We start from the raw sequence: 15,726 nt of genomic DNA on the forward strand, positions 1-15,726 counted from the left end.
TCTCCCTTTCGTCTCGCGCGTCCGGCACCAGCGGACGGGTGTGCGGCCGTGCGCCGCTGGTTGCCCCAACGGGCAGCGGGTGCGCCGCGGCTCCCGGGTCAGCCGCGGCTGATGAACGGGGGTTGTTCCGTGCGCAGGACCACGAGGATCGGGTTCGACTGCGCCGCCCCGAACTTCGGGCCGCTCACCGAGGTGACCGCGACCGTGCGCGGCCCGATCAGGTCGTGGTGGAAGATCAGGAACTGCGCCTCGAACTTCCCGTCGACGCCCACCGTGGCCAGCCCCGGCGTCTCGGAGATCCCGGCCGACCAGGCCAGCCGGACCGTCGCGCCCGGCGGGAAGTCCGTGCCCGTCACGCGCGGGACGGAGCCCAGCGGGCCGACGCCCGGATCCACGGTCACCACCGGACGGCGGATCACCACCCGCGCGCCGGCCGTGTTGTCGCCGGGGCTGGTGTCCGGCCCGCTCGTGCTGACCGTGCCGGACACCGGCGCATCCGCCGCGGCACTGGCCGCCAGCGAAATCCGGACCTCCACGGTCTGCCCGGGCGCCAGCGTCCCGAGCGCGCAGCTGCCGCCGCCCGGCGCGCACCCCGGCGGCACCGAGGTCGCGGGCAGCTGCGGCGGCAGCTGGGTGACCAGGCGGACGTCCGGCATCGGCGCGCCGGAACCGTTGTGCACCAGGAACGTCAGCACGACATCGTCGCCGCCGGTGAACAGCGGGACGGCCGACACCGCCAGCCCCACCGACAACGACCCCGGCGTGACCGGCGGCAGCGGCTTCGCGCCGACGGTGACCGCGGCGGTGGCGGAGTTGTCCCGTGCGTCGGCGTCCTGGCCCGCCGTGGTGACCGTGCCGGTGGCGGCCTGCGCCCCGGGCTCGGCGCCGGTGGCGCTGAACCGCACCCGCGCCTGCGCGCCCGGCGCGAGCGTGCCGAAGGCGCAGACGAGCTCCGGCGTGCAGGTGCCGACGCTGGTGATCGGCGCCTGCGGCCGCAGCCCGGCGGTCAGCCGGACGAACAACCCGACGCCGGGCGACGCGGCGACGCCGTGGTTGGTGACCACGAATTCGAACGTCGTCAGCCCGGAGAACGGGATGGCGGCCGGGACGGCGGTCGCGGTCACGCCGACGTCGGCGATCCGCCGGAACGCCGGCTGCGCGGCCCCGCCCGGGCCGTCGATCAGCACGGACGGCGCGCCACCGGCCGCCGGCACGGCCCGGACGCTCGGCCGGGACTCGGTGGGCGCGCTGTCGAAGGCGACCAGCGAGCCGTCCGGCGACCAGGCCGGGTCGTCCACGTTTCCGGTGTCCTGCACCAGGATCCGCGCGGGACCGCCGTCGGCCGGGGCCACGCAGAGCTGACGGCGGTCGTTGTGGAACACCAGCGCGGCGCCGTCCGGCGAGACGTCCGCCGAGCCCTGCCGCCCCGAGCCGCACGGCGTCCCGAACGACGGCGAGAGATCGCGCTGCGTACCGGTGACGACGCGGTCCGGGCCGGACTCGACCGAGACCTGCCACAGCTCCTGCCGGAACTCCCCGCCCGGGTCGACGGACATGACCGCGGTCTCGGTGGCGGTGCCGCCCCGCCCGGTCGCCGTGCACGTCACCGTGGTGGCGCCGACCGGGAAGAGGCTCCCGGAAGACGGGGTGCAGAACGGCGTCAACGGCGTTTCGCGGTCGGCGTCGATCGCGGTCGCGGAGTACTCGATGACCGTGGGCGCGGTCCCGGTGACGGTCGTGTCGGGCACGGTGATCAGCGGCAGCCGCGGATCCCTGACCCGCACGGTGACGTCCTCGGTGTAGCCGGGCCGGACGAAGTTCTCCCCGTCGATCCGGAACTCGACCCGGCAGTGCAGGACGGCCCCTAGCGGCGCGGTGGCCGCGACGGCCGCGAATTCGGTGAAGCGCGCCTCCGTGCCGCCCGGCACCTGCTGCGGTCCCCCGGGGTCGAACGTCAGGGTCAGGCCGGGGTCGCAGAAGGGCGTCGGCAGCACCTTGACCCCCAGGTCGCCGATCTTCTCCGTGATCACGGCGCTGAGGTTGCCCGGATCGGTGCTCGCGACGACGCCGCCGGTCGCGTTCACCACCTCGGTCGCCTGGCCGGCGGCGTCCAAGCCACCGCCGCCGCTCCCGGCCGACACCGCGACCACCCGGATGCCCTGTGCCTTCAGGTGCTCGATCGCCTGGGCGAGCGTCACGCCCTGGTCGGGGTGCCCGGGAACGCCACTCGGGTCGTGGCTGGGCGCGTCACCGGCCAGCACGATGATCCGGCTGCTGTCCGGCCGGAAGGTGACGGCACCCGTCGCGATCCGGTCCAGGGCGTGGATCCAGTCCTCCGGCGTGTCGATCCCGCCGCCGACGGTGATCTTCTCGAAGGCTTTGGTGACCTCGGCCTGGTTCTTCGTGAGGTCCTGCTGCACCTGGAACAGGCGGCCGTTCGGGTTGTTCTCGTCGGCCGGGTCGTCGCGGTCGCCGAACGCCACGGCGGCGTACCAGGCCTCCGGCTGTGCCGTGCTGAGGGTGCCCATGACCTGGGTCAGGTTGGTCTGCATGTCCTTCAGGGCGGTCCCCATCGAACCGGTCTGGTCCATCAGCAGCACGATGTCCGGCCGGGCGGGCACCTTGTCGGTCGGCACGGTCTTGTCGATCGCCACCGACGAGCCCTGCCCGACCGGGACGTCCACCACCGAAGGCCGCACCCGGCCCGGCGGTGGCGGCGCGACCCGCGAAGCCGCCCGCGTCAGGGTGATCTTCGTGCCGTCCGCCGACCACACCGGCTGCGAGTCCTCGCCACGCAGGTGCGGTGGGAGCGGGATGTCGCCCAGGACGCGGCCGTCCGCGGCGCGGGCGACCCGCACGGTGTCCTGGGACCCCTCCCCTGCGGACACGGTGTTCGTGAACGCGATCATCGTGGCGTCCGGCGACCAGGCCGGGTGCTGCTCGCGCTTGCTCCCGTCGCGCGGGCCGGTCAGGGCGCGGGGTGCGCCACCGTCGGCGTTCGCCACGACGATCTCGGTCTCCGACGACGACTCGCCGGGTCCGGCCTGGGTGTAGGCCAGCTGCGAGCCGTCGGCGGAGAACGCGGGGTCGTATTCGCCGGCGCCCGGGCGGTGGGTCAGGTCGCGGCGGTCGCCGCCGGTGGCGTCCGCGCTCCAGATGTCGGTGGTGCCGCCCGCCCGCAGCTCGGTGAACACCGGCCGGCCGTCCGGCCGGAACGCCGGCTCGGTTTCGCCGGTGTCCCGCAGCGCCGAGATGACCGACACCCTGCCGCCGTCGATCTGCTTGACGTCACCGAAGGGGTCCTGCGCGCGGGTCGTGAAGGCCAGCCGGGCGCCGTCGGACGACCAGGCCGGTTCGCTCGAATCCCCGGGGTCGGGCACGGCGCGGGTGACCGCGCCGCCCGTTTCGGCGACCAGCACCACGTCACCGGCGGGGTGGAAGCGGGTCGTGGTGAAGGCGATCCGCGCCGGCCCCCACGCCGGTTGGGTGTCGGCGGCCGGGTCCGCGGTCAGGCGCGCCGGCGTGCCACCGGCGACCGGGACGGTGTAGATGTCCCCGGCCGGGTCGTCGCGGGTGCTGCTGAACGCCAGCCGGGTGCCGTCGGGCGACCAGCTCGGCGAGTCGTCGGTGGCCGGGCCGGACGTCACCTGGCGCAGGCCGCGGCCGTCCACGCCGATGACGAACAGCTTCCGGCCGCCGGCGCGCTCGGAGGCGAACGCGACCGTGCGGCCGTCCGGCGAAAGGGCCGGGTGGAGGTCGACGGCGTCGTCGTCGGTCAGCTTCCGCACCACCGAGGCGCCATCGGGGAGGTAGCACAGCTCGCCGTCCCACTCGGCGCCACCCGCCGCGGCGCGGTGGCTCACCCACACCAGGCCGCCGGTGCCCGCGGACGCGTCGGCGTCGACGCTGCCGGTACCGCGTGGCAGCGCGGGCTCCGCGCCTTCGCCGGTCGCCTGGTACAGGCCGGTGGTGGCCTCGCTGACGTAGCCGACGCGGTAGGGCGCCGCGACCGGTGCGGGCGCCTGCGCCTCCGTCGGCGCGAGCGCTCCGCTGATCGCCCAGCCGCCGAGCACCGCGACGACCGCGACGCCCGCCACCGCTCGGTTCGCGCGCATGGTCGGTCCTCCCCAACAGACTTCGGTGACTCAGCCGGCTTCGAACAGCTCGATCTCGGAGATCGCCACGTCCGTGCCGTTGAGCGAGCGGTACAGCCCGGCCACGTGCAGCTCGACGCTCGTGGCGCCTTCGCTGTTCTCGATCGCGGCTTCCTGGGAGTCCGGCGTGTCGGCCAGCACCATGTCGTAGGTCTTGCCGGTGGAAAACACCAGGTGCAGCTTCTGCGGCCGGTGCGCGGCCGGGAAGTTCGCCGCGTCGCCGGAGTACACGATCGCCTTCCGCAGGTCCGCCGGGTGGTCGAAGGTGAACACCAGCACCTGTTCCCGGTCGGCGGGGGCCGCCCAGAACGTGTTCTTGGCGTTGTCGGTGACCAGCGGTGCGGCGTGCCCGGTGCTCTGCGCGGTCGCGCTCACCTTGACCGGGTGGACCGGGTTCAGCTTGGCCTCGAAGATCCCGGTCACCTGGCTCCACACCCCGACCGCGGCGGTGTTGATCGCGCCGCGGAACGGCTGGTAGAGCGCGTAGATCAGCGCCGAGAACACCAGCGCCACCGCGACCGCGCGGCGGATCACCTTGCCCACGGTCCGGCGCGCGGCCCCGGCCCGGCCGGTCCGGCGGCGGACGCCGTCCTTGCCCGGCCGCGCCCCCGCCTTGTGCTCCTTCGGCCTGCGGCCGAACAGCCGCCGCCACCACGACGTCTCGACGACCTCGGACTCGGCCAGCGAGGCACCGCAGCGGCTGCAGAAGTTGCGGGTGGGCGCGTTGCCCTTGCCGCACTTCCCGCAGATCAGGTCGCCGGGGTTGAGGACCTGGTCCTCCACCGTCTGCCGCACCGGCTGCCGGACCGGGGCGATCGGCTCCGCGGGCTGCACGACCTGCTGCTGCACCACCGGCTGCGCCCGCACCGCGACGGGGCCGTCGTCGTCCCACTTCAGGTAGCGGCCGCATTCGCCGCAGAACTCGACGTCGGCGGGCCCCTGGTGCCCGCACTCCGCGTAGATGACCATTCTCCTCAGCCCTCCAGGACTTCCACCGTGACCCGCACGTGGGCGGGCACCGCATCCACGACCGCCGCCGTCAGCCGGCGCACGTCGAGCCGGCCCGGTTCAGGCACCCGTACCCGCACCCGCACCCACGGCGGTCCCGGGTCCGGCAGCGGCGCGCCGGGCCGCGGTTCGGCGACGACGCCACCGCTGTCGGTCACCTCGACCTCCCCGCCGGTCAGCAGCCGCACGTGTTCGGTCAGCCCGCGCCGCGTACCGCGCCACCGGTGCAGCTCGACCGAGCGCGTCACCAGCTGCCGCAGCTGCTCCGGGCTCCAGCTCTCGTCGACGCGCAACGCGACCCAGTGCGCCAGCCAGCCGACGAAGTCCGCGGGCGCCACCCCGGGGTCGAGGTAGCCGGAGAAGTTGTCCAAAGTGGAGATGACCGGCGCGAGCACCTCGTCGAGCGCGCCGGTGAAACCCTGCATGAACCGGTCCTCGGCGTACACCGACGGCAGCTGCTCGCCGATCGGGTGCGGGCTCGGCAGCCCCGGGATCCCCGTCCTCATGCGCCCGCCTCCCGCACCCGGACCTGGTGCCCGAACGAGAACGCCAGCGCGTTGGGCGGCAGGTCGAGCCGCTCGACCTGCTCGCCGCGTTCGCGGGTGATCGGGTTCGCCGCGAACAGCCGCACGTCCTCCACCAGCTCGACGCCGGGAAGCCGTTGCAGCACCGCGAACACCTCCCCCGACTGCACCGGGCGGCCGAACGGCCAGCCGTCGCCGTCCGGGCCGCCGCTGATGGGGTTGAAGTAGTCGTAGAGGGCCTCACTGGCCCGGGCACCGAGCGTGCCCGCCGTCGTCCGGCGCCGGGCGCGCAGCCGCGCGACCACCGTCACGCCCTGGTAGAACGGCGGTTCCACGGACACGAGCGCACCCACGCAGCGGCGTTCGCCGAGGTAGCGCTCGATCCGGCCGCGCATGCCGGCTTCGAGCATCAGGGTCGCGAAGGCGAGTTCGCCGGTGTCGGGCACGGCCGGCACGACGAGGACCCGGATCGCGCCGGTCTCGCGGCCGTCGGCGCCGTGCGCCGGGATGCACCGCACCCGGGCCGCTTCCGGCGCCGCTTCGCGCGCCAGCTGCTCGTAGTCCTCGGCGGTGACCGCGCGGTCGCGGGTGCGCAGCAGCAACGGGCCGCGGACCGCCGCGTCCCGCACCGACTCGCCGTCCACCCCGCCGATCGCCGGACGGCGGTTGACCACGCTGCTGACGAACGGGATCGGGTCCCGCTGCACCTCGAGGACCTCGCGGGCGACGTTGCCGCGCCGCCCGCCGCCGGACCGGTACTCGGGCACGCGGATCGCGGCGGACTTGGCCGGGACGGCCCCGTAGCAGCGCAGCCCGCCCTCGGGCTGGCGCACCGCGGGGCCGAACGCGACCTGCCCGCCGACGCGGTCGAGCACGACGTGCCGGTCGTCCGGGCCGGAGTCGGCGAAGGAGCGGACTTCGGTCCACGGCTCCCAGCCGTCCGGGCCCGACACCTCGACGACGAGTTCGCCCTCCCCGACGACCACCGGCGGACGGCCGAGCGGGAACCGCTGGCCCGGCGTGCCGTCGGAGGTCCCGACGATCTCGTTGCGGATGATCTCGGCGTGCACGGCGCCGGCCGTGCCGCCGATGGTCGAGGCTTCGACCGCGTGCAGGCGGGGCGAACGCTGGTAGAACGGCTGGTTCGGCTTCGCCTCGACCAGGCGGCACCGCAGCCACCCGGCCCGCTGCCGCGCCAGCACCGACATCGTGTGCCCCTGCGGGACGTGCACCACGATGTCGCCGGCCCGGTTGAACGCCCCGGTGCTGTCCCGGTCGACCTCGCACGCCGCCCAGCCGGTGCCGTCCCAGGCCTCCCACAGCCACGGCGGGTCGCGCGGGTCGACGCCCTGGCCCTCGACCTCGCAGTTCGTCCGCAGCAGCACCGCGCAGCCGGGCACGGCGCCCGACAGTCCGAAGAGGACCGCGTCGCCCGGCGCCGGCGTTTCGGAGAAGGCCGCGGGGCCCCCGCCGACGAGCAGTTCGTCGGTGCGGTCGACCGGCGGCAGACCCGTGTCGGCCGTGCTGGTCGCCAGGTGCGCGAGCGAGCACGGCACGATGTTCAGCGTGTGCTCCACGGTGAAGACCACCGGGTCCTCGACCTCGTTGCGCACGCTCGCGACCTGCTTGCCCGCCGCGACGACGACCGGGACGTCACGGGCGGCCGAGAGCCAGAACGTCACCTCGGCCCGCGCCGCGGCGGGCGGGAACAGCCGGACGCCGATCAGGTCGAGGAACCGCAGGTAGTGCAGGTCGGGCACCCGGTTGAGCCGGTAGAGCAGCTGGTCGACCATCTGCGCGAACGTCTCGATCAGCGTGACGCCGGGGTCGGAGACGTTGTGATCCGTCCACTCCGGGCAGTTGCGCTGGACCAGGTACTTGGCTTCGTCGACCAGGTCCTGGAACCGGCGGTCGTCGAGGTTGGGCATCGGCAGGGTCATCACGCACCGTCCTCGCCCGAATCGTGCGGCGGGATGACGTAGAAGGGGAAGACGAGGTTGCGCGGGTCGTTGGTGCCGCGCAGGCGGTACCGGATGTCGATCAGCAGGGTGCCCCGGTCGGCCTCGTCGAAGCTGACGACGACGTCGTCGAGGGTGATCCGCGGCTCCCAGCGCTCCAGCGCGACCCGGACCTCGTAGGCGATCTGCCCGGCGGTCGCCGCGTCGGCGGGCGCGAACACGAGGTCGTGCACCGCGCAGCCGAACTCGGGCCGCATCGGGCGTTCGCCGGGCGAGGTCGCCAGGATGAGCCGGATGCTCTCGACGACCTCCCGCTCGCCGCCCACCAGCGCGATCGAGCCGGTCGCGTCGGTGTGCAGCGGGAACGCCAGTCCCCGGCCGAGGAAGTCGTTTCCTGTCGCCGTCACATCAGCCTCCGATCAGGACGGTCGGGCAACCCATGACGATCGGGGCGCCGCAGGCGGCCATGTCGCCCATCCGGGCCGCGGGCATCCCGCCGACGAGCACCGTCGGGCAGCCCGGCGGCGCGATCGGCGTCGGCGGGTGCACCGCGGGCGGCGGGAACGAGCACGTGTGCAGCGTCCCGACGTTCGCGGCGGGCATCCCGCCGATCAGCACGGTCGGCACCCCCGGCCCGGCGATGACGCCCGGGTGCCCGGTCGGGTCGCCGACCCTCGCGGCTGGTGGCATGCGCACTCCCCCGTCAGTTGATCTTGACCACGCTGCCGCGCACGGTGACGACACCGCCGGCGGTCAGCTCCGTCTGGCCCTGGCCCGCGACCGAAACCGTGGCGCCCTCGACCTTCACGCCCGCGGTGCCGTTGAGCTTCAGCTGGCTGGTCGCCTCGATGCTGGCGTCGGTCTGGGACTTCACGGACACCTTCTGGCCCTTGAGCTCCAGCGGCCCGGTCCCGGCGTCGATGCTCACGCCGTTCCGGGCCTTGACCGTGACGCTCTTGCCGCTGGTCACCTCGATGACCTGGTTCTTCTGGTCGATCTTGACCACGAACTTCGCGTCCCCGGAGGACAGGATGATCCCGTCCTCCTCGGCGAACTCGAGCTTGTGGCCCTTGCGCGAGACGAACCCGCGCAGCGTCACCTCCCCGCTGTTGTCGTCGACGAGGGGTTTCGTGAACTTCGACGGCGTGCTGTCTACGCCGTTATACAGTCCGCCGAGCACGTAGGGCGCCTCGAAGTCGCCGTGTTCGAAACCCACCAGGACCTCGTCGCCCACTTCGGGCAGCACCACCGCGCCGCGGTCCTTGCCCGCGCCGGGCTGGACCGTGCGGGCCCAGGTGCTGGAGAAGTCCTTGTCCAGCCACGGGAAGGTGAGCTTGACGCGGCCGAGCTTCGCCGGGTCCCGGAGGTCGGACACCACGGCGGGCACGACCCCCGGCCACGCCGATCCCCGCGCCCCGCCGGCGACCAGGCCGTAGAGCGAGCGTTCCTGCCTGCCGGACACGGCGAACTCGGTGGTGTAGCCGACGTCGCCGTTGAACAGGTGGCGCGTGCTGGTCAGCGTGTACTTGCCGGAGAAGGGCTGGCCGACGCCGGTGAGCGTGACGGCGGTGCCCGCGCGCAGCTTCGGGTTGCCTTTGGCGACGCCGTCGAGTTCGGTGCAGGCGCCGCCGAGCTTCTCGGCCAGTGCCTTCGCGGTCGCGTTCGCCTCGCCCTGGGTGCGCCGGGGCGCGGCGGCGTCGAGGAAGGGCGGGCTGGCGAACTTGCGCGCCAGCGCCACCGGGTCCACCGCCGGCACGTCCGTGCCCGCGTTCTTCGGCGTCTCGGTGGCGGTGATCGCCCGCTTGTGCTCGTAGTCCCAGCCGGTGACCCGCACCTCGGGGACCTGTTCGGCCGCGGTGACGCTGGCGCGCAGGCTGACCAGGGTCCCGTGGGCCTCGAGGACCAGGGGGTCGGCGGTCGCCCTGGTGGTGGTCGAGGGCGCGCCGGAGGGCTTCTCCGGCAGTTCGAAGTTCAGCTTCCCGTCGCGGACGGCGATCTGCGCGCCGACCACGTCGGCCAGCCGGGACAGGAACTCCCAGTCGCTGACGTTGTCCTGGGACAGCTGGGTGTTCGGGCGGCCGCCGAAGCCCGGGACGTCGTCGACCTTCGCGACCGGGATGTCCGCGCGCCGGGCGACCTTGCGCACGACGTCCGCGATCGTCATGTTCGGGTAGGCCGCGACGCGGCGGCCGCGGAACAGCCGGTGCGCGTGGTCGTACCCGCGGACCTCGGTGAAGGTGCCGTGCGCGTCCAGGTCGATGGCGACCGCGGTGACCTCGCCGGAGAGCAGGTCCTGCGGCGCTTCGGGGTCGGACGTCTGGACCTTGAGCTTGATCTTGGCCCCGACCTTGAACTTGCCCTTCTCCAGCACGACGGTGCCGGGGTCGCGGAAGCGCAGCACGAACGTGTCGGGCAGGTTCCGGCTGTCGTCGACGTAGGCGTAGCTGAGCATGACCTTGACGTCGTCGGGCAGCGCGGTGCCCTCGACCTCGACGAGGAGGGTGTTCGTGAAGGTCTCGTTAGCCATCGAGCTCCTCCAGCGCGGGCACCAGCAGCCGGGTGCCGGGCCGCAGCCGCATCGGGTCGTCGATGTCGTTGGCGTCGGCGATCTCGCGCCACTTCCCGGCGTCGCCGTAGGCGCGGAAGGCCACCGAGGGCAGGGAGTCCCCGGCGACGAGCACGTGCGTGTCCCGGGCCGCGAGCGCGCCGGACGTCGGGTTCTGCCCGCCCAGCTCGCCCGAGATCTCCTCCAGGTTGACGGTGCAGACCGCCCGCACCGGCGTCCCGGACGGTGTGAACAGCGTGTATTTGGCGGTGACGGAGGCGACGTAGGCGGGGAAGCCGGTCATGCCGCCCCACTTGAAGATCACCCACGGCGGCGACGGCTTCTTGTGCTGGCGGCTGTCTTCGGTGGCCACGCAGCAGGTGAACAGCTGCTCGACCTTCTTGACGACGGCGTCGTCCATCTTGTCGGTGGCGTCGAGGAACATCTCCAGCGCGAGCTTGGCCGGATCGGACCCCTTGAACTGCGGCGGCGCGCTCTTCTTGGCGTTCGGCTGGGCGTCCCGGCCCCACTTGGCGTTCTTGCTGACCGAGAGTTCCTTGGGGTTGAACTGGAACTTGATGTCGAACATCTTGTCCCCGGGCGGCTGCCCGGTCCCGCCGGACTGCGGCGGCTTCCGCACTTCCAGCAGCGCGCGCTGCAGGTTGGAGGGCGCCGGTTCCCCGGACCCGTAGGCGGCGGGCGGCTGGGAGCCGGCCGAGGTGAAGGTGACGGGCGAGGACATGGTCAGCCCTTCTTCGCCGGGCTGAGGAAGCCGTGGTGGGCCAGTTCGAGGGTCTCGGTGGCGACTTTCGGGGAGTCGGGCGACAGCTGCGGCCCGCTCCACCGCACCGGGACGACGCCTTCGAGGGCCCAGCTGGCGATGACCTTGCCTTCGAGGGTGCGCGCCTCGATGGTGGCGGTCTTGCGTTCGATCCCGCCGGCCAGGCTGGCGAACCACTTGGTGATCTGCGAGCTGGCCTCGGTGACCGGCCGCGACAGCTTGATGTTCGAGTACTTGATCCGGGTCGGCAGCTGCCAGACCATGCCGTTGTTGCCGCCCTCTTCCCGCTGTTCCATGACGAACTCGCAGCCGAGCCCGTCACAGCTGGAGAAGGCGCCGAGGTTGCCGAGGTTCTTGTCGTCCAGCTTGACGACATAGCAGACGGCAACGGCCTCTTCGGTGTCCGGCATCGGCTCCTCCTTCAGTGCGGGCGGTCGGTGAGCGCGCCCCGGCGTTCACGGTCGAGACGCAGTTCGGTCTTGAGGCGGCGCAGCAGCGGATCGAAGAGCTTCTTGACGAGCTCCTCGGTTTCCGGTTGCGGCTGGGGCGGCGGCGACACCGCGGCCACAGCGGTAGGCGCGGCGACGACGGCGGGCGGCGCGGCGGGCGCGGGTTCCGGATCGCGCTGGACGACCGGACTCGGCGGCGGGTCCGGAGTGGACTGATCGGCCATCCGCGCGACCGGCAGCGGCGGCGCGGTGGTTTCTGCTGGCCCGGCGGCCACGGGGAGTCCCGGGGTCTCGATCGCGCGGGCCACCAGGAGCGGCATCGCGGCTCCGGCCACGGCCCGCGCGGTTCCCGCTGTGCCTTCGGGGGATCCCGTGAGGTCGAGAGAACGCGCCGGCGAGAGCGGCATCGATCCCACGAACGGGGCTGCCGCTCCTTCGACGGCCCGAGCCACGGAAAGTCCCGAAGCCCCGTTCGCCGGAGCGACCGGCAACGACGGAACCGTGGGTCCGCCCGCCGAGCCGGATGAGGGAAGTCCCGGGTTCTCGAGCGCCCGCGCGACCGGCAACGACGGCAGTGCGGCTCGGCCGGCCGCGGAGAGTCCCGTGGGGTCGAGCGCCCGCGCGATCGGCAGTGGCGAAATTGCCGCCGCGCCCGCCGAGCCGGTCGAGGGAAATTCCGAGTTGTCGTCCGCTCGCCCAATCGGCAGTGGTGAAACTGCCGCTCCGCTCGCCGAGCCGGCCGCGAACAATCCCGAGGTGTCGACCGCCCGCGCGACCGGCAGTGGCGAAACTGCCGCCCCGCTCGGCGAGGCGGCCGCGGACAATCCCGAGGTGTCGACCGCCCGCGCAATCGGCAGCGCCGAAACTGCCGCCCCGCTCGCCGAGCCGGCCGCGGAAAGTCCCGGAGTCTCAAGCGCCCGCGCCATCGGCGCCGCCGCCCCGCCCGAACTGACCGTGGGAAGTCCCGAAGTCTCGAACGCCCGCGCGACTGGCAGCGGCGGCAGTGCCGCTCCGCCCGCCAAGCCGGCCGCGGAAGGTTCCGGGGTTTCGAACGTCTGCGCCACCGGCAACGAGGGCACCGCTTCCCCACCCACCGAACCAGCCGCAGAAAGTCCCGACGTATCGATCGCCCGCGCCACCGGCAACGACGGCACTGCGGCTCCGTCCGCCGAACCAGCCGCAGAAAGTCCTGGGGTGTCGACAACCCGCGCGACTGGCAACGACGGAACCGCCGGTCCGCTCACCGAGCCGGCCGCCGAAAGTCCCGGAGTGTCGGCCACCCCCACCACCGGCAACGACGGAACTGCCAGTTCGCCCGCCGAACCAGCCGCGGAAAGTGCCGGATTCTCAAGCGCCCGCGCCACCGGTAACGCCGCCCCGCCCGACCCGGCCGCGGAAAATCCCGAGGTGTCGAACGCCCGCGTGACCGGTTGCGGCGAGACTGTCGGCCCGGCCGCGGAAATTCTCGGAGTCTCGAGTGCCCGCGCCACCGGCAGGCTCGCCCCGGGAGTGGGGGGTCCTGCGGTCTCGATCGCCCGGGCGGCCGTCAGCGGTGGAACTGCCGCTTCCCCCGCCGAGCCGGCCGCCGGCAGTCCCGGGGTCTCGATCGACCGCGCCACCGGGAGCGGTGTGGCCCCCGCCACCGGCGTTGCCGAGCCTTCTGCGCTGCCGGCCGCGGGGGGTCCCGGGGTCTCGACCGCCCCGGCTGCCGGGAGAGGCGGAACCGCAGTTCCCGCCATCGGGGCCAACCCTTCGGTGGCGCAAGCGACCGGGAGCGAAGCGCTCTGTGCCTCTCCCGCCGAACCGGTCGGAGTCTCCACCGCGCGCAGCACGGGAAGGGGTGTTGCCTCCGCCGCTCGCGCCGAGGGCTCGCCCACCCGGAGCACCGGAAGCGGCGGTGGCCCCCCGGAAGGCGCCGACGGGGAGGATTCCTGCGCCGCCGGGAGCACCGGAGTTCCGGACGCCGCCAACGTGGACCGTTGCGCGACCGGCACGCCGGACAGTGCCGGGCTCTCGACCATCGGCAGCGTCGACACCTCCTCCGTGCCGGAAAGCGCCGGAGTCTCCGTCGGCAGCGCCGAACTCGGCATCCCCGCCGCGCCGGCAAGTGCCGGGGTGTCAGCCGGTGCGCCGAAGGTCGCCGGGGCGTCGGCCGCGGGCGCTACCACCGGCAGTGCCGTGGGCACGTTTGCTGCCGTCGCCCGCGATACCGACGGCGGCGACTGCACCGTGGTCTCGGCCCCCGGCGAATCGACCGCCCGCGCCACCGGCAGCGGCGACTGCACCGTGTTCCCGGCCCCCGGCGAATCGACCGCCCGCGCCACCGGCAACGGCGTGGAAACGCTCGTCGAGCCGCCCGGTGTCCCGGGCGGCTCCGTGGTCCCGGGACGCGCGTCCGGGGTGTCGAGTGGGCGGAAGCTGTTCACCGGCGGGGAATCGGGTGGCGGCTGCGCGGCCGAAGCGCCCGCACTCGGTGGCCCTGGTGGGACCGCGTCCGCGAGGCGGGACACCGAAGCCGGGCCGGGCAGCATCGGCGCGCCGAGGCCCAGGCGCCGCGGTACCGCCTGCTCGGTCCGCTGGACCAGCGGCAGCTCGACCCGCGCTTCCGAAACCGCCGGCGCCTCCGAAACGCCCGGCGGTGCCGAAACGGCCGGCGCCTCCGAAACGCCCGGCGGTGCCGAGACGATCGGCGCCTCCGAAACAGCCGGCGGTTCCGAACCACCCGGTGGTTCCGAAACAGCCGACGGATCCCGCGCCACCAACGGGACCACCGGACCGGTACCGGCCACCGAGGTGTCCACAGGGGACGGAACCGCCTGGAGGGTCCGCACCGGCGGCGTGACCGCGTCGCCGGCCGACATCAACGGCGGCACCGCGGCACGCTCCGAAACGACCGGCAGCACCAGTGGCAGCTCCGCCGGTTCCTCCGGCCGCCGCTCCGGTGCCGGGGCCACGACCCGCTGCACCGAGCCGCCGGCCTCCGGCGCCGGCCGCACGAGGTTGCCGATGACGCCCGCCGGCTCCGTGGGCCCGATCCGGTGGCCGAGCGGACCGAGGTAGCCCGGGCTCTGCCAGGACGTCAGCGCCGAGCTGAACCGCTGCACCGGGTTGACCAGCGGGTGCTCGGCCAGCACCCGCTGGATCGGTGCCACGCTCCGCCACTCCCCCCGCGTCACCGGCAGCGCGGCCGGCTCAGGCACCGGCGCGGCCGCGGGCGGGCCCGCCTGCTTCCGGCGAAACCACATCGTGCGTCACCGTCCCTGGCTCATCCGGGTGTTGATCCGGGCGATCTCGGCGACGTAGGTCAACCGGTCGGGGTGTTCGAGGTCGAGGATGTCGTCCAGCGACCAGTGCAGGTGGTAGGCGACGTACGCGACTTCCTCGTGCAGCCGGTCGGCCGCGTACGTCACGATTCCCCCAGGCGGCCACCGGCGACGTCGACGACGAAGCTGTGGCCGCACTCGGGGCAGGCGACGCCCGCCCTGGTGTGGCCCTCGCTGTTGACCCGGCGGTACATGTCCTGCAGGAACGCCAGGTCGGAGGCGAACAGGTTCTCGATGATCCCCGCGTGCACGTCGGTGATGTCGCCGATCCGGGTGACGACCCGGGCCAGCAGCACCACCGTGAGGAACGCCGAGTTCTCGCGCACCCGGTCGTCCCGCAGCGGGATCAGCTCGTCGCGCGCGGTGGCCAGGCGCATCACCCCGGAGTGGTGCACCTTGCCCTCGTCGTCGACGTATCCGCGCGGGAGCTCGAACGCGAACTCCGTCCGCAGCTTCGGCCGCTCGGCGCGGGGCTCGCCCGCCGGAACGGGCGCCTCCTCGACCGGCGCCGACGCCATCACCCTGCGCATCGGCTCACTCGACTTCCATCTGCTCGTAGGTGATGACGAGCTTCTCGGTGAGCACGCTCGTGTCGCCCGCCTTCAGCGAACCGATCTCCAGGCTCTTCGGCCAGGCGTTGGTGAGCTTGTAGCGCTTGATCGCGGCGCCCTCGTAGTCGTAGACGATGATCGCGCCGCCCTTGCGCGCGGTCGTCATCTTGCCGAAGTGGGCGTCCTTGACCCACTTCTCGAAGCTGTTGTCCTCGGTCAGGCCACGGGTCAGGGTGACTTCGCCGGCCTTGGGGCGGCCGGGCAGCTTCTTGATGACGTACTTGCCGTCGACGGTGTTCTGCTTGAGCTCGATGACGTCCTGCTCCATCTTGAGGCCGGAGACCTCGGAGATCTGCTTGATCTGGACGCCGTCGATCTCCAGACCGAAGGAGTGGCCGACCGCCTTGTCGAGATCGGGAAGTGCCATGTCAGA

The 15,726-nt window shown here is 73.3% G+C and carries 13 protein-coding genes; all 13 read right to left on the minus strand.

Going from position 1 to position 15,726, the window contains the following annotated elements; genetic code table 11:
* Nucleotides 1-98 precede the first annotated feature (98 nt).
* Nucleotides 99-4,115, minus strand: coding sequence for a VWA domain-containing protein (locus DV20_RS29180; RefSeq protein WP_043785949.1), 4,017 nt, complete (start codon nucleotides 4,113-4,115; stop codon nucleotides 99-101).
* 30 nt (nucleotides 4,116-4,145) lie between these two features.
* Nucleotides 4,146-5,123, minus strand: a complete 978-nt coding sequence (locus DV20_RS29185) for a zinc ribbon domain-containing protein (protein ID WP_043785950.1) — start codon at nucleotides 5,121-5,123, stop codon at nucleotides 4,146-4,148.
* A 5-nt stretch (nucleotides 5,124-5,128) separates the two neighbouring features.
* Nucleotides 5,129-5,668 carry a phage tail protein gene (locus tag DV20_RS29190; RefSeq protein ID WP_043785953.1) on the minus strand — a complete coding sequence of 180 codons (540 nt, stop codon included), beginning with the start codon at nucleotides 5,666-5,668 and terminating at the stop codon, nucleotides 5,129-5,131.
* Nucleotides 5,665-7,626, minus strand: coding sequence for a putative baseplate assembly protein (locus DV20_RS29195; protein ID WP_043785955.1), 1,962 nt, complete (start codon nucleotides 7,624-7,626; stop codon nucleotides 5,665-5,667). The genes DV20_RS29190 and DV20_RS29195 overlap by 4 nt, the downstream gene beginning before the upstream one ends.
* Nucleotides 7,626-8,051 (minus strand): GPW/gp25 family protein, encoded by a 426-nt coding sequence (locus tag DV20_RS29200; protein WP_043785957.1) that lies wholly within the window; start codon nucleotides 8,049-8,051, stop codon nucleotides 7,626-7,628. Before DV20_RS29200 ends, DV20_RS29195 begins: the two co-directional genes overlap by 1 nt.
* Nucleotide 8,052: 1 nt before the next feature.
* Nucleotides 8,053-8,334: a PAAR domain-containing protein gene (locus DV20_RS29205; RefSeq protein WP_043785959.1), complete on the minus strand. Its 282-nt coding sequence runs from the start codon at nucleotides 8,332-8,334 to the stop codon at nucleotides 8,053-8,055.
* A gap of 13 nt (nucleotides 8,335-8,347) precedes the next feature.
* Nucleotides 8,348-10,171, minus strand: a complete 1,824-nt coding sequence (locus DV20_RS29210) for a VgrG-related protein (RefSeq protein WP_043785961.1) — start codon at nucleotides 10,169-10,171, stop codon at nucleotides 8,348-8,350.
* On the minus strand, nucleotides 10,164-10,931 hold the full coding sequence (locus DV20_RS29215) for a CIS tube protein (RefSeq protein ID WP_043785963.1): 768 nt from the start codon (nucleotides 10,929-10,931) through the stop codon (nucleotides 10,164-10,166). The genes DV20_RS29210 and DV20_RS29215 overlap by 8 nt, the downstream gene beginning before the upstream one ends.
* 2 nt (nucleotides 10,932-10,933) lie before the next feature.
* Complete coding sequence (locus tag DV20_RS29220; protein ID WP_013226669.1) at nucleotides 10,934-11,380, minus strand: phage tail protein; 447 nt, start codon at nucleotides 11,378-11,380, stop codon at nucleotides 10,934-10,936.
* Nucleotides 11,381-11,391: 11 nt separating this feature from the next.
* Nucleotides 11,392-14,571, minus strand: a complete 3,180-nt coding sequence (locus DV20_RS43480; protein ID WP_200876521.1) for a hypothetical protein — start codon at nucleotides 14,569-14,571, stop codon at nucleotides 11,392-11,394.
* Nucleotides 14,572-14,670: 99 nt separating this feature from the next.
* A complete protein-coding gene (locus tag DV20_RS29235) occupies nucleotides 14,671-14,829 on the minus strand; it encodes a DUF6760 family protein (protein WP_003098516.1) in 159 nt (52 codons plus the stop codon).
* Nucleotides 14,826-15,272 carry a hypothetical protein gene (locus DV20_RS29240; protein ID WP_043785972.1) on the minus strand — a complete coding sequence of 149 codons (447 nt, stop codon included), beginning with the start codon at nucleotides 15,270-15,272 and terminating at the stop codon, nucleotides 14,826-14,828. Before DV20_RS29240 ends, DV20_RS29235 begins: the two co-directional genes overlap by 4 nt.
* Before the next feature lie 4 nt (nucleotides 15,273-15,276).
* Nucleotides 15,277-15,720 (minus strand): phage tail protein, encoded by a 444-nt coding sequence (locus DV20_RS29245; protein WP_043785975.1) that lies wholly within the window; start codon nucleotides 15,718-15,720, stop codon nucleotides 15,277-15,279.
* Nucleotides 15,721-15,726: the final 6 nt, after the last annotated feature.

Origin of the sequence: Amycolatopsis rifamycinica (assembly GCF_000695625.1) — a bacterium.
GTDB lineage: Bacteria > Actinomycetota > Actinomycetes > Mycobacteriales > Pseudonocardiaceae > Amycolatopsis > Amycolatopsis rifamycinica.

Coding starts and splice junctions, on each gene's coding strand:
- DV20_RS29180 (WP_043785949.1), bottom strand. CDS start 4,115: ATGCGCGCGAACCGAGCGGTGGCGGGCGTCGCGGTCGTCGCGGTGCTC.
- DV20_RS29185 (WP_043785950.1), bottom strand. CDS start 5,123: ATGGTCATCTACGCGGAGTGCGGGCACCAGGGGCCCGCCGACGTCGAG.
- DV20_RS29190 (WP_043785953.1), bottom strand. CDS start 5,668: ATGAGGACGGGGATCCCGGGGCTGCCGAGCCCGCACCCGATCGGCGAG.
- DV20_RS29195 (WP_043785955.1), bottom strand. CDS start 7,626: ATGACCCTGCCGATGCCCAACCTCGACGACCGCCGGTTCCAGGACCTG.
- DV20_RS29205 (WP_043785959.1), bottom strand. CDS start 8,334: ATGCCACCAGCCGCGAGGGTCGGCGACCCGACCGGGCACCCGGGCGTC.
- DV20_RS29210 (WP_043785961.1), bottom strand. CDS start 10,171: ATGGCTAACGAGACCTTCACGAACACCCTCCTCGTCGAGGTCGAGGGC.
- DV20_RS29215 (WP_043785963.1), bottom strand. CDS start 10,931: ATGTCCTCGCCCGTCACCTTCACCTCGGCCGGCTCCCAGCCGCCCGCC.
- DV20_RS29220 (WP_013226669.1), bottom strand. CDS start 11,380: ATGCCGGACACCGAAGAGGCCGTTGCCGTCTGCTATGTCGTCAAGCTG.
- DV20_RS29240 (WP_043785972.1), bottom strand. CDS start 15,272: ATGCGCAGGGTGATGGCGTCGGCGCCGGTCGAGGAGGCGCCCGTTCCG.
- DV20_RS29245 (WP_043785975.1), bottom strand. CDS start 15,720: ATGGCACTTCCCGATCTCGACAAGGCGGTCGGCCACTCCTTCGGTCTG.